General features: G+C 70.9%; 22 protein-coding genes. 11 read left to right on the top strand and 11 right to left on the bottom strand.

Annotated features, from left to right (window positions below):
- Positions 1-127: 127 nt before the first annotated feature.
- A complete protein-coding gene (locus tag K8640_RS23970) occupies positions 128-1,183 on the top strand; it encodes a zinc-binding dehydrogenase (RefSeq protein ID WP_223749174.1) in 1,056 nt (351 codons plus the stop codon).
- A 61-nt stretch (positions 1,184-1,244) separates the two neighbouring features.
- Here the strand turns inward: K8640_RS23970 and K8640_RS23975 are convergent, their stop codons facing one another.
- Entirely contained in the window at positions 1,245-2,024 is a 780-nt protein-coding gene (locus K8640_RS23975; protein ID WP_223749175.1) for a hypothetical protein, read from the bottom strand.
- Between the two features lie 261 nt (positions 2,025-2,285).
- On the opposite strand from K8640_RS23975, the gene K8640_RS23980 reads away from it, so the two are divergent.
- Positions 2,286-3,908, top strand: a complete 1,623-nt coding sequence (locus K8640_RS23980) for an ABC-F family ATP-binding cassette domain-containing protein (RefSeq protein WP_223749176.1) — start codon at positions 2,286-2,288, stop codon at positions 3,906-3,908.
- Positions 3,909-3,932: 24 nt separating this feature from the next.
- Here the strand turns inward: K8640_RS23980 and K8640_RS23985 are convergent, their stop codons facing one another.
- From K8640_RS23985 to K8640_RS23995, 3 genes are read right to left on the bottom strand one after another with little or no spacing between them, the layout of a single operon-like run.
- Positions 3,933-5,372, bottom strand: coding sequence for an aldehyde dehydrogenase family protein (locus K8640_RS23985; RefSeq protein WP_223749177.1), 1,440 nt, complete (start codon positions 5,370-5,372; stop codon positions 3,933-3,935).
- 24 nt (positions 5,373-5,396) lie between these two features.
- Positions 5,397-6,851, bottom strand: coding sequence for an aldehyde dehydrogenase family protein (locus K8640_RS23990; protein ID WP_223749178.1), 1,455 nt, complete (start codon positions 6,849-6,851; stop codon positions 5,397-5,399).
- A 32-nt stretch (positions 6,852-6,883) separates the two neighbouring features.
- Entirely contained in the window at positions 6,884-7,564 is a 681-nt protein-coding gene (locus tag K8640_RS23995; RefSeq protein WP_223749179.1) for a TetR family transcriptional regulator, read from the bottom strand.
- Between the two features lie 104 nt (positions 7,565-7,668).
- Here K8640_RS23995 and K8640_RS24000 point away from each other — a divergent pair, with 104 nt between their 5' ends.
- The 3 genes from K8640_RS24000 to K8640_RS24010 are packed head-to-tail and all read left to right on the top strand — an operon-like array spanning position 7,669 to position 10,249.
- Positions 7,669-8,301, top strand: a complete 633-nt coding sequence (locus K8640_RS24000) for a phospholipase D-like domain-containing protein (RefSeq protein WP_223749180.1) — start codon at positions 7,669-7,671, stop codon at positions 8,299-8,301.
- On the top strand, positions 8,298-8,903 hold the full coding sequence (locus K8640_RS24005; protein WP_141328883.1) for a glutathione S-transferase family protein: 606 nt from the start codon (positions 8,298-8,300) through the stop codon (positions 8,901-8,903). Before K8640_RS24000 ends, K8640_RS24005 begins: the two co-directional genes overlap by 4 nt.
- Positions 8,904-8,911: 8 nt before the next feature.
- A complete protein-coding gene (locus K8640_RS24010) occupies positions 8,912-10,249 on the top strand; it encodes an ATP-binding protein (RefSeq protein WP_223749181.1) in 1,338 nt (445 codons plus the stop codon).
- 12 nt (positions 10,250-10,261) lie between these two features.
- On the opposite strand, the gene K8640_RS24015 is transcribed toward K8640_RS24010, so the two are convergent.
- The 3 genes from K8640_RS24015 to K8640_RS24025 all read right to left on the bottom strand — a co-directional run bounded on the left by K8640_RS24015 (position 10,262) and on the right by K8640_RS24025 (position 12,546).
- The gene (locus tag K8640_RS24015; protein WP_223749182.1) at positions 10,262-11,011 is read right to left on the bottom strand and encodes a helix-turn-helix transcriptional regulator; all 750 of its coding nucleotides are present in this window, start codon (positions 11,009-11,011) and stop codon (positions 10,262-10,264) included.
- An 80-nt stretch (positions 11,012-11,091) separates the two neighbouring features.
- Positions 11,092-11,988, bottom strand: coding sequence for a fatty acid desaturase (locus K8640_RS24020; RefSeq protein WP_223749183.1), 897 nt, complete (start codon positions 11,986-11,988; stop codon positions 11,092-11,094).
- Between the two features lie 195 nt (positions 11,989-12,183).
- Positions 12,184-12,546, bottom strand: coding sequence for a helix-turn-helix transcriptional regulator (locus K8640_RS24025; RefSeq protein WP_046710788.1), 363 nt, complete (start codon positions 12,544-12,546; stop codon positions 12,184-12,186).
- Positions 12,547-13,240: 694 nt separating this feature from the next.
- Between K8640_RS24025 and K8640_RS24030 the strand changes: the two genes are divergently transcribed.
- The 3 genes from K8640_RS24030 to K8640_RS24040 are packed head-to-tail and all read left to right on the top strand — an operon-like array spanning position 13,241 to position 17,743.
- Positions 13,241-15,520 carry a HEAT repeat domain-containing protein gene (locus K8640_RS24030; RefSeq protein WP_223749184.1) on the top strand — a complete coding sequence of 760 codons (2,280 nt, stop codon included), beginning with the start codon at positions 13,241-13,243 and terminating at the stop codon, positions 15,518-15,520.
- A gap of 40 nt (positions 15,521-15,560) precedes the next feature.
- Positions 15,561-16,520: a ParA family protein gene (locus K8640_RS24035; protein ID WP_223749185.1), complete on the top strand. Its 960-nt coding sequence runs from the start codon at positions 15,561-15,563 to the stop codon at positions 16,518-16,520.
- Between the two features lie 8 nt (positions 16,521-16,528).
- A complete protein-coding gene (locus K8640_RS24040; protein ID WP_223749186.1) occupies positions 16,529-17,743 on the top strand; it encodes an extensin-like protein in 1,215 nt (404 codons plus the stop codon).
- A 49-nt stretch (positions 17,744-17,792) separates the two neighbouring features.
- Here the strand turns inward: K8640_RS24040 and K8640_RS24045 are convergent, their stop codons facing one another.
- From K8640_RS24045 to K8640_RS24055, 3 genes are read right to left on the bottom strand one after another with little or no spacing between them, the layout of a single operon-like run.
- Positions 17,793-18,794, bottom strand: coding sequence for a M48 family metalloprotease (locus K8640_RS24045; RefSeq protein WP_223749187.1), 1,002 nt, complete (start codon positions 18,792-18,794; stop codon positions 17,793-17,795).
- Complete coding sequence (locus K8640_RS24050; protein WP_324289130.1) at positions 18,794-19,369, bottom strand: SH3 domain-containing protein; 576 nt, start codon at positions 19,367-19,369, stop codon at positions 18,794-18,796. The genes K8640_RS24045 and K8640_RS24050 overlap by 1 nt, the downstream gene beginning before the upstream one ends.
- 21 nt (positions 19,370-19,390) lie before the next feature.
- Positions 19,391-21,796 (bottom strand): adenylate/guanylate cyclase domain-containing protein, encoded by a 2,406-nt coding sequence (locus tag K8640_RS24055; protein ID WP_223749188.1) that lies wholly within the window; start codon positions 21,794-21,796, stop codon positions 19,391-19,393.
- A gap of 411 nt (positions 21,797-22,207) precedes the next feature.
- Here K8640_RS24055 and K8640_RS24060 point away from each other — a divergent pair, with 411 nt between their 5' ends.
- Both K8640_RS24060 and K8640_RS24065 read left to right on the top strand, forming a co-directional pair.
- Entirely contained in the window at positions 22,208-23,413 is a 1,206-nt protein-coding gene (locus tag K8640_RS24060) for a hypothetical protein (RefSeq protein WP_223749189.1), read from the top strand.
- A gap of 1 nt (position 23,414) precedes the next feature.
- Entirely contained in the window at positions 23,415-24,176 is a 762-nt protein-coding gene (locus tag K8640_RS24065) for a ferritin-like domain-containing protein (RefSeq protein ID WP_223749190.1), read from the top strand.
- 7 nt (positions 24,177-24,183) lie between these two features.
- Here K8640_RS24065 and K8640_RS24070 read toward each other — a convergent pair whose 3' ends face one another.
- Positions 24,184-24,774 (bottom strand): DUF924 family protein, encoded by a 591-nt coding sequence (locus tag K8640_RS24070; protein ID WP_223749191.1) that lies wholly within the window; start codon positions 24,772-24,774, stop codon positions 24,184-24,186.
- Positions 24,775-24,902: 128 nt separating this feature from the next.
- Here K8640_RS24070 and K8640_RS24075 point away from each other — a divergent pair, with 128 nt between their 5' ends.
- A complete protein-coding gene (locus K8640_RS24075; RefSeq protein ID WP_223749192.1) occupies positions 24,903-25,460 on the top strand; it encodes a TspO/MBR family protein in 558 nt (185 codons plus the stop codon).
- Positions 25,461-25,536 lie beyond the last annotated feature (76 nt).

Consider the following 25,536-nt stretch of genomic DNA (forward strand, 5'->3'; position numbering starts at 1 on the left):
TTGTGTGCTCACACTCCATTGGCCCGCACAGGGCGAAGCGGATGAATCTCGCGTGCTAGGTTCGGCGCCTTCCGAGCTTGAGCGCGCGCGTGTGTGTGGCCGAGGCGTGGCGCAGAGGAGTCAATCGATGGCAGACGCGAACCAGCGGACGATGCGGGCGGCGCGCTTCGATACGGCGACGAAGACGCTGACGGTGACGAACGTCCCCGTTCCCCAGCCGGGGCCCGGCGAGGTGCGGGTCCAGGTGAAGGCGTGCGGCATCTGTCTGTCGGACGCGCATCTGCTGGACGGCTCGTTGCAGTCGCCGCTGCCGGTGGTGACGCCGGGGCACGAGTCCTCGGGAGTCATCGACGCGGTGGGGGTGGGGGTGCCGCGCTGGACGGCGGGGCAGCGCGTGGCCATGGCGGGCGGCAAGCCGTGTGGACGGTGCGCGAGGTGCTCCAACGGGCAGCCGGCGGAGTGTCTGGATTTCCACATCATGGGCTTCCACTACGACGGCGCGTGGGCGGAGTACGTGGTGGTGCCTTACTTCGTGCTGTCTGCGATTCCGGACCATCTGCCGTTCGAGCAGGCGGCGATTCTCGCGGACGCGGTGGCGACGCCGTACGCGGGGCTGGTGGAGACCGCGCAGCTGCGTCCCGCGCAGTCGGTGGGCCTGTGGGGCATCGGTGGGCTGGGAGTCCACGCGGTGCAGATTGCGCGGATGATGGGGGCGACGCCGATTCTCGCGTTCGACACGAACGAGGCGGCGCGGAAGCGGGCGCTGGAGTTCGGCGCGGACGTGGCGTTGGACCCGCGCGCGCCGGACGTGCGCAAACAGGTTCTCCAGCACACGAACGGCATGGGGCTGGATGTGGCGGTGGACCTGGTGGGCGCGAACGCGGTGCTCGCGCAGGCGTCGATGAGCCTCGGGCGGCACGGGCGCGCGGTGATGGTGGGCCTGTCGCCGGAGCCCATCCAGCTGGGCGCGGGGGTGAACTTCGGCGTGCGCTCGCAGGCGCTGCTCGGCCACCTGGGCTACGAGAAGAAGCACCTGGACCAGCTGGTGGCGCTGGTGGGCGGCAAGCGCCTGGACGTGTCGCGCTCGGTGACGGCGACGCTGCCGCTCGAGGACGTGGCCAAGGGCGTGGAGCGGCTGGTGAGCAAGGAGGGCAACCCCATCCGGCTCGTCATCACGCCGTGAGCCAGGTCATGTGAGGACCGGGCACGCGAGTGCTCGGGTCCCATCGCGTGTCACGGGGTGCTCACCGCGTGCTGGCGGACGCGGCGAGGAGGCGGGCCACGTCTCCGAGCGTCGTGACTCCGGGGAAGCGCGCCGTGCCGGGCGCGGGGCCCGGCCTCAGCCACGCCGCGATGATGACCCCCAACAGCGCCGACATCCCACCGACGAACAGGGGCATGGAGCCCAGGCGGTAGCCCGCGGCGGTGCTCACGAGCGCCAGGACGAAGAGCCCGAGGCTCGCCTTGCGAAAGGGCGTGGACGGGATTTCGACGCGAGGCAGCGCCCGGGGTGAAAGCAGTCCCACGACGTCCTGGAACGTCGCCAGCTGTTGCCAGCTCTGGAAGGACAGGGGTGTGGACGGGCGCGCTCTTGCGACGGGGAGCCCCGCGCCCAGCAGCGCGGTCCGCAAGGTGATGAAGGCACCCGCCGTCAGGCAGGACGTCCCCGCCACGCGCAGGGGCTCGAGGACGGGCAGCCGCAGCCGCGGCGCGAGGAACTCACACAGATGTCCCATCGTCGGCGCGCGATGCGCGCGCAGGGCGGCGTCGAGCGCATGCGGTGGAACCTCGACGTACAGCCACGACTGGAGCCAGGCCGCGAGCGGCTTCCATCCGAGCCAGAAGTCCCGGAACCCGGCATCCAGGGCGGCCTCCCAATGGGACAGTGGCGTCTCGAAGTCGAGGGGCGGGTCCTCCTCCACGCTCGCATCCAGCGCGGCGTCGTGCGCGAGCTTCGCGCGCAGCAACGCCAGTACATCCTCCGGGGTCGCGGAGCGTGTCCGCCAACGTCGCGTGTCGCGCATCGACTCCCTCCCAATCAGGCCCGAGGTTAGTGGACCCGGCCTTCCGCCGCGAACCCAGGATGCGAGCCTGCGAATCCGCTCACGGCGGAACGCGGCCCCCGCCCCATGTAGGTCTCCCTCCCGGCCCGGGGGCGTGCGCCACCCTGGCTGGCCGCCCTCGGGCATGGGAAGCGATTGCCGGAGGTTCGGAACAGTCCTCCTCTGGCGTCCCCCATGGCATAAGGGCGCCGCGCCCGCTTTCTCCGGGCACCCCCTACGCACATGATTCGTCTCGACAACATCAGCAAGCAGCACGGCCAGCAGATTCTCTTCATCGAGGCCTCGGCCGCTCTCCACAAGGGGGAGAAGGTCGGCCTCGTCGGCCCCAACGGCGCCGGCAAGTCCACGCTGTTCCGGATGATCACCGACCAGGAACACCCCGACGAGGGCCAGGTGGCCGTCGACCGCGGCGTCACCATCGGCTACTTCAGCCAGGACGTCGGTGAGATGTCCGGCCGCAGCGCCGTCTCCGAGGTCATGGATGGCGCCGGCCCCGTGAGCACCGTGTCCGCCGAGCTCAAGCAGCTCGAGGCCGACCTCGCCGACCCCGACAAGGCCGACGAGATGGAGAAGCTCGTCGAGCGCTACGGCCTGGTCCAGGGACGCTTCGAGGAGCTGGGCGGCTACGCCCTCGAGGGCCGCGCGCGCGAGATTCTCGCGGGCCTGGGCTTCAGCGAGGAGATGATGGACGGCGACGTCGGCGCCCTGTCCGGTGGTTGGAAGATGCGCGTGGCGCTCGCCCGCATCCTCCTCATGCGCCCGGACGCGATGCTCCTCGACGAGCCGAGCAACCACCTGGACCTGGAGAGCCTCATCTGGCTCGAGGGCTTCCTCAAGGGCTACGAGGGCGGGCTCCTGATGACCTCGCACGACCGCGAGTTCATGAACCGCATCGTCACCAAGATGGTGGAGATCGACGGCGGCACGCTGACCACCTACTCGGGCAACTACGACTTCTACGAGCAGCAGCGCGCCCAGAACGAGAAGCAGCAGCAGGCCCAGTACGAGCGCCAGCAGGCCATGCTCGCCAAGGAGCTGAAGTTCATCGAGCGCTTCAAGGCCCGCGCCTCCCACGCCGCCCAGGTGCAGAGCCGCGTGAAGAAGCTGGAGAAGATTGAAAAGGTGGAGCCCCCCAAGCGCCGCCAGACGGTCCTCTTCGAGTTCCAGCCCGCCCCGCGCTCCGGTGACGACGTGGTGAGCCTCAAGGCCGTGCACAAGGCCTACGGCAAGAAGCGCATCTACGACGGCATGGACTTCCTCGTGCGCCGCGGCGAGCGCTGGTGCGTCATGGGCATCAACGGCGCGGGCAAGTCCACGCTGCTCAAGCTCGTGGTCGGCTCCACCACGCCGGACCAGGGCACCGTGGCCATGGGCGGCAGCGTGAAGCTCGGCTACTTCGCCCAGCACGCCATGGACCTGCTCGACGGCGAGCGCACCGTGTTCCAGTCGCTGGAGGACGCGTTCCCCCGCGCCGGTCAGGGCTCGCTGCGCGCGCTGGCCGGCTGCTTCGGCTTCTCCGGCGACGAGGTGGAGAAGAAGTGCCGCGTGCTCTCCGGTGGAGAGAAGGCGCGTCTGGTCATGGCGAAGATGCTCTTCGACCCGCCCAACTTCCTGGTGCTCGACGAGCCCACCAACCACCTGGACATGGCGACGAAGGAGATGCTGATCACGGCGCTCTCCCGCTACGAGGGCACCATGCTCTTCGTCTCGCACGACCGGCACTTCCTCGGCGCGCTGTCCAACCGCGTGCTGGAGCTGACGCCCGAGGGCATCCACCAGTACGGCGGCGGCTACACCGAGTACGTCGCGCGCACCGGCCACGAGGCCCCCGGCCTGCGCACCTGAGGCACCCGTGAGACGGCGGGCCGGCTACTCGAACAGCCGGCTCGCCAGTCGCGCCAGCTTGCGCGCCTTGCCCGTGTACGGCGGGAAGAACAGGTGCGCCAGCGACGTGCGCCCCTGCCGCAGCACCGCGCGCTCGTGGCTGAAGGCCTTGAAGCCCGCCTCGCCGTGGTACGCGCCCAGCCCGCTGTGGCCCACGCCCCCGAAGGGCAGGTGCGGGTTCACGTTGTGCAACACCACCGTGTTGACGCACGTGCCGCCCGCGCTCGTCTCCTGGATGAGCCGCTCCACCGCCGCGTCGTCCTGGCTGAACACGTAGAGCGCCAGCGGCTTGCCGCCCGCGCGCACGTGCGCCACCACCTCGTCGAGCGACTCGTACCGGAGCACCGGCAACACCGGCCCGAAGATCTCCTCCTCCATCAGCGGCGCGTCCGGCGTCACGTCCGCCACCACCGTCGGCGCGATGAAGCGCGTCTGCGCGTCCACGCTCCCGCCCACCACCACCCGCGCGCCCTGCGCCACCGTGCGGTCCAGCAGCCCGCGCACCCGCGCGAAGGCGCCGTCATCCACCATCCGGCAGAAGTCCGCGCTCGCCCGGCGCGCCTCCTCGGTGCGCCCGTAGAAGCGCTCCACCGCCGCCTTCAGCGCGGCCAGGAACGCCTCCTCCTGGGTCGCATGCACCCAGACATGGTCCGGCGCGATGCACGTCTGGCCGCCGTTGAGGAACTTGCCCCACGCCACCCGCTCCGCAGCCGCCTCCAGGTCCGCGGACGTGTCGAGGATGGCCGGTGACTTGCCGCCCAGCTCCAACGTCACGCCCGCCAGGTGCCGCGCCGCCGCCTCCATCACCCGCCGCCCCACCCGGGGCCCTCCGGTGAAGAAGAAGTGGTCGAACGGCAGCCGCAAGAGCGCCTCGCCCACCTCCGTGCCGCCCTCCACCACGTGGACCTCGTCCTCGGGGAACGTGTCGCGCACGAGCTGCGCCAGGAAGCGCGAGGTGTTCGGCGTCTTCTCGCTGGGCTTGCAGAGCACGGTGTTGCCCGCCGCCACCGCGTCCACCAGCGGCGCCACCAGCAGGTTGAACGGGTAGTTCCACGGCGCCATCACCAGCACCACGCCGCGCGGCTCGTAGCGCACGTGGCTGGAGGTGCCGGTGAGCACGAGCGGCGTCGTCACCTTGCGCGGCTTCATCCACCCCTTGAGGTGCTTGCGCACGTGCTCCAATTCCATGAGCACGGGCAGCACCTCCGTCGACTCCACCTCCGCGGCCGGCTTGCGGAAGTCCGCGTGGAGCGCCTGGGCCAGCGCCTCGCGCCGCTCCAGGATGAGGGCCTTGAGCTTCTCCAGGCGGGCGAGCCGCTCACCGGGGCCGCGCCTGCCCACCTCCCAGCGGCGGGCCCGCAGGCGCTCGAACGCCTCCCGCAGGCCCTGGGGCACCAGCTCCTCCTCCTGTTTCACCACGCGCATCCCGGCTCCTCGAGGCTGGCTGCCCTATTCCAACAACCGCGTCGCGCGGGAGGCCCAGTCCTGGGCCTTTCCGCGGTACGGCGGGAAGAACACCGACGCGAGCGACTTCATCCATTGAACCGACACGGCCCGCTCATGGCTGAAGGTCCGGAAGCCGTAGACGCCGTGGTAGTGCCCCAGGCCACTCATGCCCACCCCGCCGAAGGGCAGGTTCGGGTTCGCCACGTGGATGAGGACGTTGTTCACCACCGCGCCGCCGGACGTCGTGTTGCGGAACACGTCCTCGATGGCCCGCTTGTCCTGGCTGAAGACGTAGAGCGCCAGCGGCTTCTCCCCCCGCTGGATGTGCGCATACACCTCGTCCCGCGAGCGGAACGTCATCACCGGCATCACCGGTCCGAAGATTTCGCCCTCCATGATGGGCATGTCCGGCGTCACGCCCGTCAGCACGGTGGGCGAGATGTAGCGCGAGGGCCCGTCCGCCACCCCGCCCATCTCCACCTTCGCGCCCGCCGCCACGGTGCGGTCCACCAGGTCCTTCACCCGCCGCCACGCCGCCGGCTCCACCAGCCGGGCGAAGTCGGGGCTCGCCTGCCGGGCCTCCTCCGTCTCACCGTAGAAGCGCGTGATGACCGCCTTCACCGCGTCCACGAACTGCTGCTTCTTCGACTCGTGCACGAAGATGTAGTCGGGGGCCACGCACGTCTGGCCGCTGTTGAGGAACTTGCCCCAGGTCAGCCGCTCCGCCGCGGCCTGCACGTCCGCGGACTCGTCGATGATGGCGGGCGACTTGCCGCCCAGCTCCAGCGTCACGCTGGCCAGGTGCTGCGCCGCGGCCTCCATCACCTTGCGGCCGATGCGCGGGTTGCCCGTGAAGAAGAAGTGGTCGAACGGCAGCCGCAAGAGCGCCTCCGCCGTCTCCGCGCCGCCCTCGAACAGCGCCACCTCGTTCTCCGGGAACACGTCGCGCACCAGCCGCGCCAGGAAGCGCGCGGTGTGCGGCGTCTTCTCGCTGGGCTTGCACAGCACGGCGTTGCCCGCGGCGATGGCGGCGATGAGCGGCGCCATCAAGAGCTGGAAGGGATAGTTCCAGGGCGAGAGCACCAGCACCACGCCGCGCGCCTCGTAGCGCACGTGCGCCGACGAGCCCGCGAGCAGCATGGGCGTGCCCACGCGCGTGGGCTTCATCCACGACGACAGGTGCTTCACCGTGTGGTTCAGCTCCTCCAGCGTGGGGTGGATCTCCGTCAGCTCCACTTCCAGCGCGGGCTTGCGGAAGTCCTGGTGGATGGCCTCGGCCAGCTCGTCGCGGCGGGCGATGATGGCCTCGCGCAGTCGCTTGAGCTTCGCGACGCGCTCGGCCGCGGTGGTGCGCGACAGGGCCCAGCGGTTGGCGCGCAGCGAGTCGAACGCGGCCTGCAGGCGCGCGACGTCGGCCTGGGGTTTGGACTCGGTGGAAACGGGGACGAGCTCCAGCATGGTTGGCTCCTCGATGAAATCAGGTGGGTGCTTCAGCGGGCCTCGAGCCCGCGCAAGAGGGTGGTGAGCGCCGTCGTCAGCTCGGCGGTGAAGTCGATGCGCAGGGGGGCCATGTGCGGCAGGGCGAGCACCTCGCGCGCCACGGGCGCCACGTCCGCCATCTGCCGCAGGCCCGTCACCAGCGCGTGCAGGTGCACGAGCACGCGGGCGCCCTCACCTGGGTGCAGGAAGGACAGCCGCGACTCGAGGAGCGCGCCCGTGCGCGCCATCGCCTCCAACAGCCGCTCCTTGAACCGGCGCGCCTGCTCCACGGAGACGTTCTGCTCCAGCACCGTCTGCAGCATCGCGAGCAGCCGCGTCAGCGACAGCTCCGGCTCCAGCGACTCGGCCACCGCGCGCGCCAGCCATGGCCCCGTCCACGCCCCCTCGACCGTGCCCAGCCTCGCCTCCAGCCGGGCGAACCACGCGAAGAGCAGGTCCTCCAGGAGCGCGAGGAACAGCGCCTCCTTGGTCGGGAAGTAGAGGAACACCGTCCCCTTGGCCAGATGGGCCCGCTCGGCCACGTCCGCCATCTTCACCTCGGAGTACGAGGTCGCCTGATAGAGTGCGAGCGCCTCGTCCAGCAGCACCCGCCTGCGCGCCTCCTTGTCCTCGTCCTTGCGCGCGCGCTTGGGTGCCACCCGCCCCGCCTGCTCCCCGGAATCGCTGACCATGCCCTCAGTGGTAGGTGACCTCAGGTCATTCGTCAAGTGACCAAAGGTCATTTCCGCTGGCCGGCACCTGGAGTGTGGTGGGTGGGTGTGAGATGATGTCCGCCATGCGTCCCATCCAGACGGAGCTGCTGTCCGGAAGCGAGCTGTACCGGGAGGTGGTGCTGGAGAAGCTGCTCCACGCCCGCGAGTCGGTGTGGCTGGCCACGGCGAACGTGAAGGCGATGTACGTGGAGTCGAAGGGGAAGTTCGTGCCGCTGGTGGACGTGCTGGACGGGCTGGCGGCCCGGGGCGTGTCCCTGCGGCTGCTGCACGCGGAGCTGCCGAGCCGCCCGTTCCGCGCGGCGTTCGATGCCCGGGCGCGGCTGGTGAAGGGTGGCTTGAATCTGAAGGTCTGCCCCCGCGTGCACTTCAAGGCAGTGGTGGTGGATGGGGCGTGGACCTATCTGGGTAGCGCGAATCTGACGGGGGCGGGCCTGGGGGCCAAGGGCGACGCGGTGCGTAACTTCGAGCTGGGCTTCGTCACGGAGGACTTCGACGTCATCGACCGGGTGACGGCGCTCTACGAGGCGGTGTGGAGCGGGGCCGAGTGCAGGGGATGCAAGCTGCGGCACGTGTGCCCGGACCCGATAATCCCCGCACCCGGGGGGCGGGAGGAGATGAGAAGCTCCCGCGGCGCTCCTCGGCTCGGCAAGTCCCGTCGGTTGAGGCGCGCCACCTCGGAGTCGTCACGACGATGATGAAGCTCTACTTCGCGCGGAACACCCGGGCCACCCGGCCCCGGTGGTTGCTGGAGGAGCTGGGCGTTCCCTACGAGCTGGTGCCGGTGGACGTGCTCCAGCGCGAGCACAAGAGCCCCGAGTACCTGCGCATCCACCCCATGGGCTCCATGCCCGCGCTGGAGGATGACGGGCAGCCCATCTTCGAGTCGGCGGCCATCCTGCTGCACGTCGCGGACAAGTACCTGGAGCAGGGCTTCGCCCCGCCGCTCGGCTCGCCCGAGCGCGCCGAGTACTACCAGTGGATGTTCTTCTGCATGTCCACCATGGAGCCGCCCTTGTCCGCGTACTCCGCGCACAGCCGCTTCCTGCCGGAGGAGCAGCAGGTGGTGGGCGAGGCGGAGCGCGGGCGTCGTCGCTTCACGGACATCGCGCGCATGCTGGAGTCGCGGCTGCAGGGGCGCACGTTCCTGGTGGGCGAGCGCTTCACCGCGGCGGACGTGGTGATGACGTCCATCCTGGAGTGGGGCGGGAGCATGGGGCTGCTGGAGGACTTCCCCGGCTTGCGCGCCTATGTGGAGCGGCACCTGGCGCGTCCCGCGGCGCGGCGAGCCCTGGAGTAGGCGGCCCCGTGCATCAACCCGTCGTACCCAGTCCCTCGCCCTCGGAGCTCGCGGCCCACGTCGGGTTGAAGCGCCGGGGCTTCATCGTCTCGGCGTGCGTGCTGCTGCTGTCGCTCGGCACGCACCCGCTGCTCTTCGGCGGCTTCATCCCGGCGGTCATCGTGGTCCACATCGCGTGGGCGGCGGTGCTCGTGGGCACGGCCGCGGCCATGGGCTCGCGGTGGGTGACGGTGCATCGCGCCAGCGTCGTCACGGGCGTGGCCAGCATGGTGGCGCTGGTGCTGGACATCCACTTCACCGGAGGGCTGTCGAGCACGCTGTACCCGCTGCTCTTCGCGATGCCGCTCATCATCGCCGTCTTCGCGCCGGGGGACGTGGTGACGGTGTGGGCCTCCGTCGTGCTGACGCTGGTGGGCATGCTGGTGGCGTCGTGGCACTCGGACGTCTCCGAGCAGCGGCTCGTCGGGCAGGTGACGCTCTTCTTCTTCCTGGCCTGGGTGGCCGTCTTCAGCTGCAAGCAGTTCCGCCGGATGCGCGACACCGAGCGCGACGCCGTGAACGCGCGGCTGGCGGCGCTGGAGCAGCTGGCGCGCAGCGAGCACCTGCGCGCGGACGCGGTGCGCAGCCAGGCGGAGATGGAGCGGCTGGCCCTGGTGGGGCGCCTGGCCGCGGGCGTGGCGCACGAGGTGAACAACCCGCTGGCGTACGTGAAGTCCAACCTGGGCTACCTGGAGGAGGTGTCGGGCGAGGGCGCGCAGGACCTGGAGGACCTGCGCCGGGTGCTGTGGGAGACGCGGCAGGGCGTGCTGCGCATCGAGCAGATCGTCACGGACCTGCGCCGCTTCTCGCGCGACGCGTCGGACGCGGAGGAGGCGGGCAGCGTGGCGGAGGCGCTCGACGAGGCGGAGCGGCTCGCGTCGGTGCGGCTGCGCAGCCTGGGGCAGGTGGTGCGCGAGGTGGAGCCGCACCTGGTGCGCGTGCGGCTGGGCCAGCGTCAGCTGGTGCAGGTGGTGCTGAACCTGCTGCTCAACGCGGCGGACGCGCTGGACGGGGCGCGGCCCTCGCGCGCCGCGCGCATCGTGCTCAGGGCCTCGCGGGTGGAGGGGGGCGTGCGTCTGGAGGTGGAGGACAACGGACCGGGCGTTCCGGAGGCTGTCCTTCCGCACCTGTTCGAGCCGTTCTTCACCACCAAGGCCCCGGGCAAGGGCACCGGCCTGGGCCTGGCGCTGTGTCGCGAGTACCTGGCCCGCGTCGGCGGCACGCTGACCGTGGCCAACTGCCCCGATGGCGGCGCGTGCTTCACGCTGCACCTGCCCGCCGTCCCCGAGAAGGAGCCCCCGGCCTGAGGACGCGGGCGGCTACGACTTCGCGGGCTCGGTGCCGGTGGGCGCGATGGGCTCCTCGGCGGCCTTGTCCGGCTCAGACTCCGACGAGGACTTGCCCAACTGCCGCTCGCGCCACGCGCTGGGGGACTCGCCCACGAGCTTGCGGAACAGGCTGCTGAAGTGCTGCAGCGACGCGCAGCCCACCTCCACCGCGACGGCGGTGAGCTTCATGTCCGTTTCCAAGAGGAGCCCCTGGGCCATGCGCACCTGCACGGCGTTGAGCTCCGCCTGGAAGGACGTGCCGGCCTCCTTGAGGCGGCGCTGCAGCGTGCGCTCGGACATGCCCATCTCCCGGGCGACGTCCGACAGGTTGATGTCCGGCAGCTTGCCCTTCATCGCCTGGTGCAGCTCGCGCAACAGCGGCGACTGGCCGGTGGCCTCGGCCACCAGGTCATTCAGCTTGGAGAGCAGCGGCGCGGCGCGCGCCTCGGGCTGTCCCAGCCACGCCAGCGCGGCGGCCGGCTCGGTGAAGACCTTGCTGGGGTACGCGCCCGTCAACAGCGTGTAGAAGCCGCCCACCACCGCGCCGGCCACGCCCTCCGGACGCACCAGCGCCTGGCGCTGCACCGACGTGCCGAAGGACTTCTCGCGCGCCTGCATGTACTTCACGAGCACCGCGAAGGCCGCGGGGTCCGCCGCCTCCAGCCGGCGCGCGTCCACCAGCGAGGCATGGGGCGCCGCGGGGGCCAGCTCCACGTCGAGCACGTGCACCAGCCTGCGCACGTGCGCCTCCGCGGGGCGTCCCCACAGGATGAAGCCGCACAGGTCCGCCGAGGCGTACCAGTGCAGGAACCCTTCCCCGACTAGGTAACGGCCGTGGGGGTCCCGGAAGTAATCGTCGACGCCGTCTGCCGATCGCACGGCTCGGCAGAATAGCGCTTCGCCACCTGGAGCACCCAGCGGGGATTGATGGGCGACAGTTCCGTCACCAGCTCCGGCCTCACCAGGGCCACGCCCTCCAGCTCCCGGGTGGTGGCCGGCAGGTCCCGCCAGGGCACCTGGGGCTTCACGTGGTGGGCCTGGTGATAACCCGCATTGAAAAAGAACAGGTTGTACAGACGGGACGTGGACGTGGTGCCCAACGCACCGCGCTGCGTGGAGTCCGTCTCGAAGTGGGCGGCCAGGTTGAGCCAGTGGATGCAGAACTGGCCCACCAGCAGCACGCCGAACCACGCCAGGCCCAGGGCGGGCCGCCAGAGGATGACCGCCAGCAGGGCCCCATCCACGACGAGGAAGTCCAGCGCCAGCTCCAGGCGCTGGTTGCGCTTCCTGGCCCAGCGCCAGACGTTGGCCACGGCCTCGAAGGGCCAGAACCAGGGCGTCAGCGCCGAGCGCAGGCAATAACGCACCACGCCTTCGCCGGGCTTGCGCTGGCCCCAGTCACCCGGGCCGTCGTTGTACCGGTGATGGTTGAAGTGGTGGATGTAGTAGCCGCGATAGGGAAACCCACACGCCATGCCCAGCGTCCGGGACACCAGCCAGTGCAGCACGCGCGGCTTCGCGATGCTCACGTGCATGTGGTTGTGCAGGACGGCGTAGTTCCAGAACATCACCGCCCAGCCCACGGCGCACATGCCCACGCGGCCCCAGGCGCCCAGGTGGTCCCAGCTCCAGAGGAAGGAAGGCAACCACGCCCACCACAGCGCGTGTACCGCGAGCTGCGGCAGGTCGAGAGCGGGGGCGGGGAGGGGGCGAGTCATGGGGCACGAAGCTAGGCCCGCCCCTGTCTCGCCGCTTCATTCCATGCGCCAAGCGATTGCGAAAACGCGCAACCTCGAGCGTCCTTCGCTGGCATCGCCTTCAACCCGGGTCCACCCCGCCCCGGTGCTGATTCCGCCCGCGCTCGCCGTCTTCCACGTGACGGGAATGGGCGAGCACGAGCGGCGCCGCCGCGCTCACGACTCCAGCGCGTTGGCGACCTGTCCCAGCAAGCGCAGCCGGGGCGCGTCCAGCTTGCGCACCGTGCGCAAGAGCCGGCGGACCTCGGGACGCTCGCGGTACTCCGGCGGGTCCTCGGCGAGCGTGGGCGCGCCTTCGACGCCGGCCGTCATGCCCAGCAGCACATCCGAGGAGCAGTTGAGGACCAGACACAGCTTCCTCAGCGTGCGGACGCTGGGGAGCATGTGACCGCGCTCCAGCCGCCCGTACACCTCGGTGGCGATGCCCACGCGCTCGGCCACATCGGCCTGGGTGAGCTCCAGCCGCTGCCGCGCCGCGCGAACTGCATTTCCAATGATGGTGGCCAATCGTTGTTCCATGGCGTGCGGAAACCTGTCGAAAAGAGGGCTTCGCCCCCCGCGCTCGGGCGGAGAGGTTCCGGGGAGAAGTGACTGCGGGTTCGGTGCCTCGTGGAACACAGACTACGGGTGGGGTCTGACATTCAGGTGCTTCCGGAATGGCGTGCGAAAGCGCTTGAAAAAAGCGCCGCCGGCACGCCCCGCGGGAGGCCCCGGGAAGGCCCCTCCGGCGAGGCTCCGGACGTGGTTTCCGGCGCGCTCCGGGCGTGCCTCGCGAAGGTGGGTGGTGTCGCGCGGTCGACACCGCTGGGGCCCGAAAACTCGGCGCGGGGGCGATTCGCACGCGGCGCGTGGGGCGTTCGCGTCGCGCGGACGCGGACCGTCCTCGCGCACGTCGCCGTGAGCGTGGGTGAAGCTCACCGCGGGCGTCTTGCTTCGCGTTCGTCCGGTGCTGGACGTCACCGGCCGGACGGCCGCACTCGCGGTGCTGGGGCGCGGGGGTGGCGTCCGGGCCGTCGGCGTGCGGCGGAAAGCCGGGGCTCACGTCCGAGGCCGAAAATTCGGCCCGCGCGGCGTTGTCAATGGACGGGTGGGGACTTCACGGAAAAGCCCTGGTGTTTCCGTGGTTTACGAAGGCGGGACGTCTGACGTAGGGTGGGCCCCCCCGGTGGGTCGGGGGTGCACCGCGTGCCTCGCGGGGAGGGCCGTTGAGGTCGTGAGCGACGAGCGTCCGGACGCGCTGCTCAAGAGCGCACTCGAGAAAATTGTCTACTTCGAGGCCCGTGCGGAGCAGTTGCTCAGCGAGCTGGGCTCGACGCGTGAGGAGATGGAGCACCTCAAGCGCGAGCTCGCGGAGACGCATCAGCGCGAGCTGAAGCTGCGGCGCGAGGTGGCGGAGCTGGAGGTGCGCGTCGGGCGCGCCCAGGCCGAGCGCGAGGAGTCAGTGCGGCTGACGCAGGCGCTGCGCGGCGAGCGCGACCAGCTGATGGACCGGCTGCTGACGGCGAGCCGGCTGCGCGCCTCCACGCAGGAGCGCGACGACGAGGACGATGACCTGGGGTTCGACCTGGCGTCGTTCATCTCGCAGCTTCGCAGCGAGGCGCTGCTGAAGAACGAGACGGGCAAGGGCGCGGCGGCGACGGTGATGTCGATGAAGGTGCCCGTGCGAGCGCCCGCGGTCCCGCTGGCCGAGCCGGTGGCGAAGGCCCAGCCTCCCGCAGCGGCCTCGAGCGCGCCGCCCGCGTTGCTGGAGCCGCTGCTGGAGGGACTGTCGCCGGTGGCGCGCGAGGCGCAGCGCTTCCTGCAGGCGGGGCGGCTGGGCGTGAGCGCGGCGCAGCTGGCGGAGCTGTCCGGGCAGGGGGGGCTGGGGGCTCCGACGGACGAGACGCTGTTCGGGTTCTCGGTGCGGGAGCTCTCGGCGCAGGACCCCGCGGCGCGCATCCGCGCGGCGGAGCGGCTCAAGGCGCTGTCGCAGCCCGCGGCGGCTCCGGCGCTGGCGAGCGCGCTGCACGCGGAGACGGACGCGGCGGCGCAGGTGGCGCTGCTCCAGGCGTTCGCGGCGCTGTGCCGGGAGGAGGGCGCGCAGGTGGTGTCGCCGCTGTTGTCCTCGCCGGTGCCGGAGGTGCGCATCGCGGCGCTCAAGGCGCTGTTGACGCTGGCGCCCCGGGACGCGGCGCCGCACCTGGCGCAGGCGATGAAGGACCCGGACCGCTCGGTGCGTCGGCGCGCGTCGCTGCTGGCGCTGGGGCTGGAGGGTGAGACAGCGCGCCGGCTCGGTGAAGAGGCCATCCACGACGCGGACGCGGAGGTCCGTTCGCTGGCGGCGCTGGCGCTGGGCGCGGGGAGTGGCGAGAACGCGCGGGCCTTGTTGCTGGAGGCGCTCGGGGACCGCGAGCCTCGCGTGCGCAAGGCGGCGGCGCAGAGCCTGTCGCGCATCCTGGGACAGGATGTGTCCGGCGTCGTCGCGCTGGACGATACGCACCGGCGCCGTGAGATTCGTCGACTGGCGACGTTGCCGGTCAAGCCCGTGCGCGCGCGGCTCGAGGAGCCGGCGCGAGTGGTGCCCGCGGTGGCGGTCGCGGCGACCCCCGTCGCTTCGCAGGGCGCCCCCGTGGGAGCGCAGTTCTCGACTCAGAGCGCCTCCGTCGGTATTCCGCAGGGAGCGCAGTTGGCGATTCAGCGCGCCCCTGTTGGTGCTCCGCAGGGAGCGCAGTTCGCGGTCGCGACCCAGGCAGCCTCTGTCGGCGCTCCGCAGGGAGCGCAGTTCGCGGTCGCGACCCAGGGCGCTCATCGTAGCGCGGGCGCCGTGGTTGGCGCCGCTCAGGGGATGCAGTTCGTGGTCGCCGCGCAGGGCGCCGGCGCGGCGCAGGTGGCGGGTTCGGTCCAGGGTGGAGTTCCTGTCGCGCTGGCCTCGGCGCAAGCCCGTCAGGGTGCGATGGCGCCCCCCTCGATGGGGGCTCGTCCCGTCGCGCCGCCCACGCACGTGGCGCAGGCCCCGCAGGCCCGTTCCTCGGTGCTTTCGTCGACGCACGTGGCGCAGGCCCCGCAGGCCCGTTCCTCGGTGCCTTCGTCGACGCAGGGAGTTCAGGCCCCCCAGGCCCGCGCCCCGGTTCCGTCCCAGCCCGCGCAGCCCGTGGCCGCCCCGCCGAATGCTGGCGCCCCGCAGCGCGCCGCGCCTCCGCCTTCCCGTCCCGCCGCCCCGGCGCCCCGGCTCTCGCCCGTCCAGGCGGCCCTCGTGGCCATGGGCGCCCCGGCGCCGCAGCCCGCGACGCGCTCCGAGGAGCCCCGGCCCGTCGTCGCGCGCCCGAGCGCCTCGCCCGTGGAGACGCTCTGTGCCCCCATGCTCCACGAGGTCCGCGTGGCGGTCCGTGGTCGCTCGCTCGCCGAGCTGACGGCCGCCCTGGGGGTGCCCGTCGAGCTCGCTCAGGAAGCAATCACCCTGCTCTCAGCCCGGGGGGCCGTGGTCCGAAGGGGACACAAATACTTCGCCGCTTGAGGCAAGGTAGCCGCCCCGTACGTCTTTCGAAGGGTCGTTCATGGAAGCGCCGACATACAGCTCGAAGCAGGTGGCCGAGATGCTCGGCGTGTCTCCGAAAGCGATTCCGGAGGACGCGAGGAAGGACGTGTACACCCCGGACGACGTCTGGGACCTGCGCACGACGCTCGGCCGCTTCCCGGCCAAGGTGGGCCACCGCCGCCAGCTCTTCCTGAACTTCAAGGGCGGCACCGGCAAGACGTCCCTGTCCACGTCCTACGCGTGGCGCGTGGCGGAGCTGGGCTACTCGGTGCTCCTCATCGACCTGGACAGCCAGGGCCACGCCACCAAGTGCCTGGGCTACGAGGGCGAGGAGTTCGAGAAGACGCTGCTCGACGTGCTGGTGCGCAAGACGCCCCTGGCCAAGGTCATCCAGAAGTCCCCGCTGCCCAACCTGGACTTCGTCCCGTCCAACCTCAGCATGTCCACCATGGACCTCTCGCTGATGCCCATGGCCGGCCGCGAGTTCAAGCTGCGCAACGCCCTCAAGGACGTGGAGGCCCAGTACGACGTCATCGTCTTCGACGCGCCGCCGTCCTTCGGCCTGCTCAACCTCAACGCGCTGATGGCCGCCAACGACCTGTTCGTCCCCGTGCTGGCGGACTTCCTGTCGTTCCACGGCCTGAAGCTGCTGTTCGAGACCGTGCAGAGCCTGGAGGAGGACCTCAACCACGTGCTGGACCACGTGTTCATCGTGGTGAACTCCTTCAACGCCACCTTCAAGCTGGCGAAGGAGGCGCTGGAGGCGCTCCAGACGCACTACCCGGAGTTCCTGCTGCCGACCATCATCCGGCAGTGCACCAAGTTCGCCCAGGCCTCGAGCGAGGGGCGCCCCGTCTTCGTCGCGGACCCCACGTCGAAGGGGGCCAACGACATCCAGGCCATGATTGACAACGTCCTGCCGCGCCTCGTCGCCGCGGCCGCCGCCGCCCCGAAGAAGGGCACCCAGCAGGCTGGCTGAGATTCGCCATGAAGAAAGCCTTCGAACAGAACGTGTCTCGCGCCAAGCCGCGCCTCCGCCTGGGGGCGTTCACCGGCGCCGTCGAGCAGACCGAGCCCACCGAGCCTCCCGAGCAGGCCGCCGACGTCGCTCCCCCCGAGCCGACGAGCGCCGACCTGTCCGCGGAGGTCCGCGCCCGCATCGAGCGCGCCCGCGCTCCTCGCCCCACCGCCGCCGAGGCGATGGAGGTGGCGCTGTCGCAGCCCGAGGGGCCGCGCGCGCGGGAGCCGGTGTTCACCCAGCAGGTCGCCGAGCCGGTGACGTATGCGTCGCCGGAGCCGGAGGCCGCCGTCTACGACGACGGGGTGGGTGAGGCGCCCGTCACCTTCGCTGCTCCGCCCACCATGGCGTTCCACCTGGACGGCCTCGAGGCCGAGCCGTCGTCGGAGGCGCACCCCATGACGCAGGGCTCTCCCCACGCTTCGCTCCCCCACGTCACCGCCACCGTCGCGGAGCCCGTGGCCCGCGTCGAGGCGCCGCCGCAGGAGGTGGAGGTACAGACGCCCGCGCCGCCGCGCGAGGAGGCGATGGACTCGGACGCGCGCCGCGAGCGGCTCAAGGCCCGGCTCAAGGCGGTGCGAGAGAATCCGCGTCCGGAGCCCCTGCCGGCCACCGTCGCGGAGGCGGGTCAGCGCGCGGTCGAGCGCATCACCCACCTGCAGGCGGAGCTGGTGAAGGTGAAGGCGGCGAACCTGTCCCTCACGCAGGAGCTGGAGGTCGCGCGCCGTCAGGCGGAGAAGGCCACCGAGGAGGCTCGGCTGCGCATGGACGAGGCGCGCCGGCTGTCGGCGGAGATGGAGGGCCGCGTGAAGCTGCTCGCGGACCTGGAGCGGGAGCTCGCGGCGCTGGAGGGTGAGCGCGACGAGGCGCTGCTGTCCCTCCAGGAGAACCGTCAGGCGCTCCAGGCCTCCGCGAAGGAGCACGAGAAGCTCGAGGAGGAGGTCTCCCGGGGCAAGCAGGCCCTGGTGGACAGCCTCGCCGAGGAGGAGCGGCTCGCCACCGAGCTCGAGTCCGCGAAGGACGAGTCGATGTCGCTGCGCCGCGCGGTGGAGGCGCTGCAGGGAGAGCGGGACGTGCTCGCCCAGCAGGTGGCCTCGCTCACCGCCGAGCGCGCCGAGCTGCTCGAGGCGCGCAAGGCGCTCGAGGCCGTGCACCGCGCGCTGAGCCAGGCCGCGTCGCGCTGAACGCGTCGTGGCCATGGGCGCCCCGAACGGGGGGCGCCCGAGCCCGCGCCTACTTCCCGTCCTTCGCCACGTTGCTCCGCCCCGCGCCCTTCTTCACCGCGGCGACCAGCTCCGGCTGGAGCGGCGGGCTGCGCAACCCCTCCAGCGACAGCTCCGCGAACTCACCCTCGCGCGGCCTCAGGCTCGCGAGGAAGGTCTTCAGCCGCTCCTCGCGGTCCGCCTTCTTCGGGTGCCGCGAGCCCAGGCGGGAGCCGTCCTTCGTCTTGCCGAGGACCGCGATGTACTCCTTCGGGTCGTAGCCGGCCGAAATCATCAGCCGCGCGGCGAGCTGGTCCGCCGCGTACTCCTGCTCCTTGTCGTTGCCGCTCTCCGCCAGGCCGATGACCTTCTCCGTCAGGTCACCGAGCAGCGCCGTGTCGCTGTCCAGGTCCAGGTTGCCGCCGCTGCCCCCCGCGGCGATGAGCTGACCGGAGCCCGGCACGTTGGCCTCCATCGTCACCGCCACCTTGCACAGGCTCACCTTCGCGGCGTTGTACTGCTGGATGGAGTGCTTGAGCACCACGTGCGCGATTTCATGCGCGAGCACGCCCGCCAGCTGGCTCTCGTTGTCCAGCTCCGACAACAGCTTCCGGGTGACGAAGACGTAGGCCCCCGGCGTGGACACCGCGTTGAAGTTCTGGTCGTCGTTGAGCACGCCGAACGTCCAGTCCAGCGTGGGCCTCGGCGACTGCGCGCCCAGGTTCTTGCCCACCGTGTTGAGGTACTCGTGCACCGCGTGGACGCTGGTGTCCTTCGCGCCGCCGGTGGTGCCCATCAGCCCGCCGCCACCCTCCACCCAGTGGACCGCCATGGCGCTGCCGATGGCGTACTCCTCCTTCACCGTGGGCTCCACATCCAGCTTCGCGCACTCGTCGCGCTGCTTCTGCGAGGCCACCGAGTTGTTGACCGTCTTGCCGGCCACGTCCGCCACCTGCGCGAGCGTGACGCCCTTGCACGACACCGTCAGCAGCCCCAGGCCCAGCAGCGCCGCCGTCCTCCCGAGCGCCTTCATCACGAGCCTCCCTTCGGCTTGCTCTTCGCCCCGCCCGAGCGGGCCGTCGTCTCCGCGCCCACCACCGGGTGCAGCCCCGCCGCCGCGGCGTGCTTGGCGATGTCCTGGGTGGACACGTCCTTGGCCGCCTTCTCCAGGCTCTGCAGCTGCGCCACCGCCTGCTTGTGCCCGCCGCCCTTCTTGTTGCCATACGCGACGGCGCCGGGGCTGAGCGCCTTCACCGCCGCGCCGCTGGACACGAAGCCCTCCGGGTTCACCTTGCGCTTGCCCTGGTCCCCGACGACGAGCTCCAGGTTGGGCGCGGTGGTGGACAGGTTGGACTGGAACACGAAGCCGCGCTTGCCCGTGGACGTCTTCACCTTGTGCCACTGCTTGTTCTTCGCGTCCGCGCCCTCCCACTTCACCTGCTCACCCGGCTGGAGGATGACCACCGCGTTCGCCGTGGGCGAGGGGCTCTCCATCACCCGCGTGTTCTTCGCCTTCACGTACAGCGAGCCCCCCACCGCCACCGCCGAGGACAGGCCCGGCAGCCCCATCATCAGCAACGCGGCCACCCACGCCGCTCTCGTTCTCATCCCCATGACTTCAGACTCCTTTCACTTGTCCAGGCTCGCCACGCCATCGAAGCCCGGCGGCGGCGACTCGGCATACTTCCGACAACGCTCCAGCAGCGCTTTCGTCGGCCCGTCGTCCACGTCCTCGGCCGCGAGCCGCTCCAGCGCCGACGCGGCCTCCTCGAAGCGCCCCTCCCGGTAGAGCGCCAGCGCCGCGTGGTAGCGCTCCACCGTCGCCCGCTTGCGCGCGTCCAGCCCACCCTTGAGCGCGAGCAGCTCGTACACGGTGACGGCCTCCGTCTTGCCCGCCACCCGCACCCGGTCCAGCTCGCGCACCTCGATGTGCTCGCGCGCCAGCTCGTACGTGCGCGGGCCAATCATGATGACCGAGCCGTACGCCTTGTTCGCGCCCTCCAGCCGCGCCGCCAGGTTCATCCCGTCGCCGATGGCCGTGTAGCTGAAGAGCTGCTCGCTGCCGAAGTTGCCCACGAAGTTCACCGCGGAGTTCACCCCGATGCGCGTGTAGACGTCCGGCAGCCCCTTGGCGCGGAACTCCTCGCGCATCGCGTCCACCTCCGCCTTGGCCGCAAGCGCCCCCCGGCACGCGCGCACCGCGTGGTCGTCCTGGCGCATGGGCGCGCCGAACAGGCACACCACCGCGTCACCGATGTACTTGTCCAGGCACGCGCCCTCCTTGAGCAGCACGCCGCTCACCCGCGTCAGGTACGTGTTGAGGATGCGCACCAGGCTGCGAGGGTCCTCCTTGAAGCGCTCGCTGAAGGTGGAGAAGCCGCGGATGTCGCTGAAGAACGCGCTGATTTCGACGTTCTCCCCGTCGAGCTTCGGCAGCTTGCGCTCGGAAATCATCTGCTCCACGAGCTTGGGCTCCATGAAGCGACTGAACGCCGCGCGCACGAACTCCGTCTCGCGGTTGGCCACCAGGTGGTTGAAGGCCACCGCCGCGACGCCCGCGAGCAGCCCCGCCATCGAGGGCAGCGCCGTCAAGAGATGCCAGCCCTTCGACAACACCAGCCCCGCGACCAGGTACATGCCCACCGGCAGCACCACCGGCCACGCAATCTCCAGCGGCGTCCAGCGCGTCGTCATCAGCAGCACCACCGACACCAGCGCCACCACCAGCGTGAGCCCCAGGTCCACCGCGAGCGGCGTGCGCGTGATGAAGCGGCCATCCCCCAGGAGCGTGTCCAGCACCGACGCCTGCTTCATCACGCCGGGCACCTCCGCGAGGAACGAGGTGGCCTTGATGTCGCCCAGCCCCAGCGCCGTGCCGCCGATGACCACCACCTTGCCGCGGAACACCTCCCGCGGCAGCCCCGAGGGCTGCCCGTTCTCCCGTCGCACCCAGCCGTCCAGCACGTCCAGCAGCGGCACCGTGTGGAAGCGCTCGTGCAGCGGGCCCCCGCCGTAATCCATCGCCGCGCCGCCATCCGCGTCCACGCGGTACTGGCGTCCCCCCACCCTCAGCAGCCCGTCGGAGAGCTCCACCTTCTCCGCGCTGAAGAGTCCCGCGGCCACGCGCACCGGCAGCGTCGGGTACGTGTTGACGCCGTCCGAGTACGCGAAGCGCGTGCGGCGCATGAACCCATCCGGGTCCGTCTCCGTGTCCACCAGTCCGAAGCCATCCACCGCGCCCACCAGCACCGGAATCGGCGGCACCGGATGGCGCACGGCGCGCGTCCCGTCCGTGTCTCCAGGGACGTGGTGCTCACCCGCCGCCTCGCGTCCCTCCAGCAGCGGCGGCGCGTGGCCCTGGACCTTCACGGGGAAGGCGAGCGCCCGTGCCATCTCCTCGGGCGTGACGGCGGGCAGCACGCTGTCATCCGGCGTGTCGGTGAAGGCCTCGCCGTCTTCCTCCGGGAAGGTCTCCTCGCCCACCGGGGGCGCGGCCTCCGGAGTCGCCACGGGGACGGGAGGCGGGGCGAGCGGGGACGGCGGCGCCGCGTCGAAGTCCGTGCGGGGCAAGGGCTGCGCGTTGACGTTGGTGGAGACGCCGAGGAAGAACGGGATGCGCGTGTCGCGCAGCACCTGGGCGAAGGCCAGGTCCGTGGACGCGTCCGAGGAGCGCTCGTCCATCACCGCGTCGAAGACGATGGCGCGCGCGCCCTCCGCCTCCAGCTGTTCCACCACGCGGGCCCAGAGGTTGCGGCTGTAGGGCCACGTGCCGAAGTTGAGCGTGTAGCGCTCGTTGGCGCGGATGCCGTCCAGCGTGCCCTGGTCGATGACCACCACCGACACGGTGGGTGACAGGCCTCGTCCATCCGTGAAGGCCGTCAGCGCCTGGTCGTACGCGCCGCGCTCCAGGTCGTCCAGCCAGCCGCCCCACCACGCCAGGGCGGACAGCACCGTGGACAGCGCCGCGATGCCCAGCATCAACCGCCAGTGGTCACGCCAACGCTGACGGATGATTCTCCCGGTCTCGCCTGCCACGGCCCCCTCTTGCCATGTGTGGGGTGTATCGCGCGTCACACTAGCCCAAGCCTTCGCGTCCTCGCGGCAGACGAGCGTGAAAACAAAAAATCCCAGGTGAGCCTCGATACCCGGCTCGAGCGTGCTCCTCCGTCCGCCCTCCAGACGGAGGACATCCCGTCCTATTCTCGGGCGTCTCACGGGCCCGCCCACGCAGGGGCCGCGAATCGCACACCCGGCGTGTCCCGCTCCCCGCGGGCGGCGGTGTGGGCAGCGACAGGGCAGCCGAGCCTCCGTCAGTCCCATGCGGTGGCGGGGTGACTTGCTGGCGGGGTTTGCCGGAGTCCCGGTGCGACCGGACCTTACCTCCCAACACGGCGGGCGCGACGCCTTCCGTCCTCCTCTTCTCCGCACGCGCAAAAGGAGTCCGACGTGGCCCTGGACATCTTCCAACAGAAGGGCGTCCCCCTCGACAAGCAGGTCTTCACCTGGAAGGACCTGGTGCGCAGGCCCTACAGCAAGCTGGACGACGACGCCTTCACCCGGGTGCGCGTCATCTACATGAACGGCATCATGGCGGATGCCCTGCGCACCAAGCACATGATGGCGCGCATCAACGCGTCCTTGCGCGAGCCGCTCGCCCGCATCCGCCGCGTGGAGCACTTCGAGCAGACGCTCATCAACTGGCTCAACCCCGCGGACCAGAACCCGCTGGAGACGACGCTCGGCTTCGAGCAGGTGGCCATCGAGGTGACCGCCAGCGTGGCCCTGCGCGAGCCCGACCCCTACCTGGCGCAGACCTACCGCTTCGGGCTCCTGGAGGACTTCGACCACCTGTACCGCTACTCGGCGCTCTACGACCGGCTCGAGGGCAAGGACCCCAACAACATCACCCAGTCCTATACGGACATCATCCCCGGCCGCCCCACCGTGGTGGAGCACCGCCACCCCGTGGATGACCTGCGCCGCCCGTACGACAAGACGCGCGCGCACCCGCTGACGAAGATTCACGCCATCAGCATCACCGCGGCGGAGAACCAGACGCACGACTACTACATGACGGTGGGCCCGTTCTTCGCGGACCCGGTCGCGCGTCAGCTCTACGCCGAAATCGCCGCCATCGAGGAGCAGCACGTCACCCAGTACGAGTCACTGCTCGACCCGGGCGAGACGCTGCTGGAGAAGTGGCTGATGCACGAGGCCGCGGAGGTCTACAACTTCTACTCCTGCCTCGAGTACGAGACGAACCCGCGCGTGAAGGAGGTGTGGCAGCGCTTCCTGGACTACGAGCTGGGGCAGCTGCACTTCGTCAAGGACCTGTTCGAGAACGTCGAGCGCCGGGACGCGGCCGAGGTGCTACCGAAGACCTTGCCCGAGCCCATCGAGTACAAGCAGCACCGCGAGTTCGTCCGCAAGACGCTCAGCCAGGAAGAGGACCTGGCCACCAACGGACCGGACTACGTGCGCATGGCGGAGCTGCCGGCGGACCACCGCTCGCGCGTGTACCGCGACCAGCTCAACTCGGAAGGCTCGCCGTCGGAGATCGCCGCGGCCGGCTACCAATGGACTCCTGGCACGGAGCTCGCCGCGCGGGCACAGCGCATGGGCTCGGTGGTCGAGGGAAGGAAGGTTCACTGACATGAAGAAGACGACCAGTGACATGGGACTCAACCGCACGGGCATCGCCACGTCGCCCATCGACAGCGCGGACATCTTCCAGCAGGCGCAGGAGCGGCTGCCCAGCTCCGCGGGGGATGGCTCGCTCATCCTGGAGGTCCGCCAGCAGTACGCGCGCGAATCCGATGGCCTGGGCAGCGTGCCGCCGCCGGCCAACCTCAAGGGCGTGGCCAAGACGGCGGTGGAGCTGCTCAAGGGCGCCAGGCCCACCGTGTTCCTCGACAAGCTGGGGGAGCGGCTCGCCTTCGAGCGCTCGGGCTCGCGGCTCTACGAGGGCGCGCTCGCCAAGCTCGACGTGTACGGCACGTGGGAGGGCGGCCCCACCCGCGAGGGCCTGGAGCGCATCCTCGACGACGAGCTGGCCCACTTCGGCCTCGTCTCCGAGACGCTGACGAAGCTGGGCGCGGACCCCACCGCGATGACGCCGTGCGCGGACCTGGTGGCCGTCACGTCCATGGGGCTTCCCGCGGTGCTGTCCGACCCGCGCACCAACCTGCGCCAGTCCCTGGAGGCGCTGCTGGTGGCGGAGCTGACGGACAACGCGAGCTGGGAGCTGCTCATCGAGCTGGCGCGCGGCCTGGGCCATGACACGCTGGCGGACCGCTTCCAGCTCGCGCTGGACGCGGAGGCCGAGCACCTGACGCTGGTGCGCGGCTGGCTCGCCTCGGGCATCACCCTGGAGGCCCGCGCCTCGCAAGCCGAGCCGGCTGGCGCTCCGGCCTGACGTCGACTCAGAAGGACGAGCCCGGCTCCTGGAGGAAGCGCGCTTCCTCGGGAGTCGAGGCCCGTCCCAGCGCGTCGTTGCGGTGCGGGAAGCGCCCGAAGCGCTCGATGACGTCCCGGTGCCGGCGCGCGTAGTCGAGCGTCTCCAGGCTGCCGGAGTGGTGCATCGTCAAGAGCTCGAAGAGGTCCACCGACAGCCGCTGGTCGTACAGCTCCTCGCTGTGCTCGAACGGCAGGTACATGAACCAGCGCCACACCGAGGGCAGCGTCACGTCCAGGCCCCGGGCCAGCGCGTGGCGGGCCACCGAGCGGGCCTTCGCATCCGTGGCGAACGCGCGCGGCGTGCCCCGGAAGAGGTTGCGGGGCACCTGGTCGAGCAGCAGGAGCAGCGCCAGGCACGTGCGGGCTTCGTTGCGCCAGGAGTCCAGCTCGCCCGCGGCCGCGCGCTCGTGGGCTCCCTGGAAGCGCTCCCTGCACTCCGCGTCGAAGGCCGCGTCGCGCTGGAACCAGACGGCCCGAGGTCGGATGCACGCTGGATTGCGAACCGGGTCCGCCGGCTGACCGAACCAGAAGTCGAGGACTTCCTCCGCACTCACCATGTCGTTCCTCCCCAAAGGCTCGATAGAGCGCCCACCCGTCAACAGTCAACGGGGGTGGACCCGGGGGCAGGTCGTTACCACCTTGCAGCGAACACTGCGCCCGCACACCGCGCGCAAGGAGACAGACCATGCACACCTCGTGGGAGACCTCGACGCGCACCGTGCCGGGGCCGGTCAAGCGCACCGCCCTCAACCCCACGCTGCGCACCGAGTCCGTCATCGCGCTGGGCGCGTTCGGCGCGCTCACGCTCGGCGCCGCCGCGCTGGGGGCCCGCCACAGCACCGCCGACACGCGCTGGTACCGCCACCTGCGCAAGCCGCCCTTCCAGCCGCCGCCCGCCGCCTTCGGGCCGGTGTGGACCGCGCTCTATGCGCTCATCGCCGTCTCCGGGTGGCGCGTGTGGACGGCGCCGGCGGGGCCCTCGCGCTCCCGGGCGCTCGGCTGGTGGGGCGTGCAGCTGGGCCTCAACGCCGCCTGGTCCTGGCTCTTCTTCGGCAGGCACCAGCCCAGGAAGGCCCTGGCCGACAACCTGGCGCTCCTGGGCAGCATCGGGGCCTACATCGCCGCGACGCGCGAGGTGGACCGGCCCGCCGCGTGGCTGGTCGCGCCCTACCTGGCCTGGGTGGGCTTCGCCAACGTCCTCAATGGCGAAATCGTCCGGCGCAATCCCTCTTCCGGACACTGAGACCCGGCGGCGATGGCCCCGGCGGAAAATTCGCCGGGAAATCCGGCCGGGAAGATGGCGGCGGGGCGTCGTTGAG

The organism is Myxococcus sp. XM-1-1-1 (assembly GCF_020037095.1).
GTDB classification, from domain to species: Bacteria; Myxococcota; Myxococcia; order Myxococcales; family Myxococcaceae; genus Myxococcus; species Myxococcus fulvus.

Bases quoted from the DNA above. Each gene is read 5' to 3' on its own strand.
- K8640_RS23970 (WP_223749174.1), top strand. From the start codon at position 128: ATGGCAGACGCGAACCAGCGGACGATGCGGGCGGCGCGCTTCGATACG.
- K8640_RS23975 (WP_223749175.1), bottom strand. From the start codon at position 2,024: ATGCGCGACACGCGACGTTGGCGGACACGCTCCGCGACCCCGGAGGAT.
- K8640_RS23980 (WP_223749176.1), top strand. From the start codon at position 2,286: ATGATTCGTCTCGACAACATCAGCAAGCAGCACGGCCAGCAGATTCTC.
- K8640_RS23985 (WP_223749177.1), bottom strand. From the start codon at position 5,372: ATGCGCGTGGTGAAACAGGAGGAGGAGCTGGTGCCCCAGGGCCTGCGG.
- K8640_RS23990 (WP_223749178.1), bottom strand. From the start codon at position 6,851: ATGCTGGAGCTCGTCCCCGTTTCCACCGAGTCCAAACCCCAGGCCGAC.
- K8640_RS23995 (WP_223749179.1), bottom strand. From the start codon at position 7,564: ATGGTCAGCGATTCCGGGGAGCAGGCGGGGCGGGTGGCACCCAAGCGC.
- K8640_RS24000 (WP_223749180.1), top strand. From the start codon at position 7,669: ATGCGTCCCATCCAGACGGAGCTGCTGTCCGGAAGCGAGCTGTACCGG.
- K8640_RS24005 (WP_141328883.1), top strand. From the start codon at position 8,298: ATGATGAAGCTCTACTTCGCGCGGAACACCCGGGCCACCCGGCCCCGG.
- K8640_RS24020 (WP_223749183.1), bottom strand. From the start codon at position 11,988: ATGACTCGCCCCCTCCCCGCCCCCGCTCTCGACCTGCCGCAGCTCGCG.
- K8640_RS24025 (WP_046710788.1), bottom strand. From the start codon at position 12,546: ATGGAACAACGATTGGCCACCATCATTGGAAATGCAGTTCGCGCGGCG.
- K8640_RS24035 (WP_223749185.1), top strand. From the start codon at position 15,561: ATGGAAGCGCCGACATACAGCTCGAAGCAGGTGGCCGAGATGCTCGGC.
- K8640_RS24040 (WP_223749186.1), top strand. From the start codon at position 16,529: ATGAAGAAAGCCTTCGAACAGAACGTGTCTCGCGCCAAGCCGCGCCTC.
- K8640_RS24045 (WP_223749187.1), bottom strand. From the start codon at position 18,794: ATGAAGGCGCTCGGGAGGACGGCGGCGCTGCTGGGCCTGGGGCTGCTG.
- K8640_RS24050 (WP_324289130.1), bottom strand. From the start codon at position 19,369: ATGAGAACGAGAGCGGCGTGGGTGGCCGCGTTGCTGATGATGGGGCTG.
- K8640_RS24065 (WP_223749190.1), top strand. From the start codon at position 23,415: ATGAAGAAGACGACCAGTGACATGGGACTCAACCGCACGGGCATCGCC.
- K8640_RS24070 (WP_223749191.1), bottom strand. From the start codon at position 24,774: ATGGTGAGTGCGGAGGAAGTCCTCGACTTCTGGTTCGGTCAGCCGGCG.
- K8640_RS24075 (WP_223749192.1), top strand. From the start codon at position 24,903: ATGCACACCTCGTGGGAGACCTCGACGCGCACCGTGCCGGGGCCGGTC.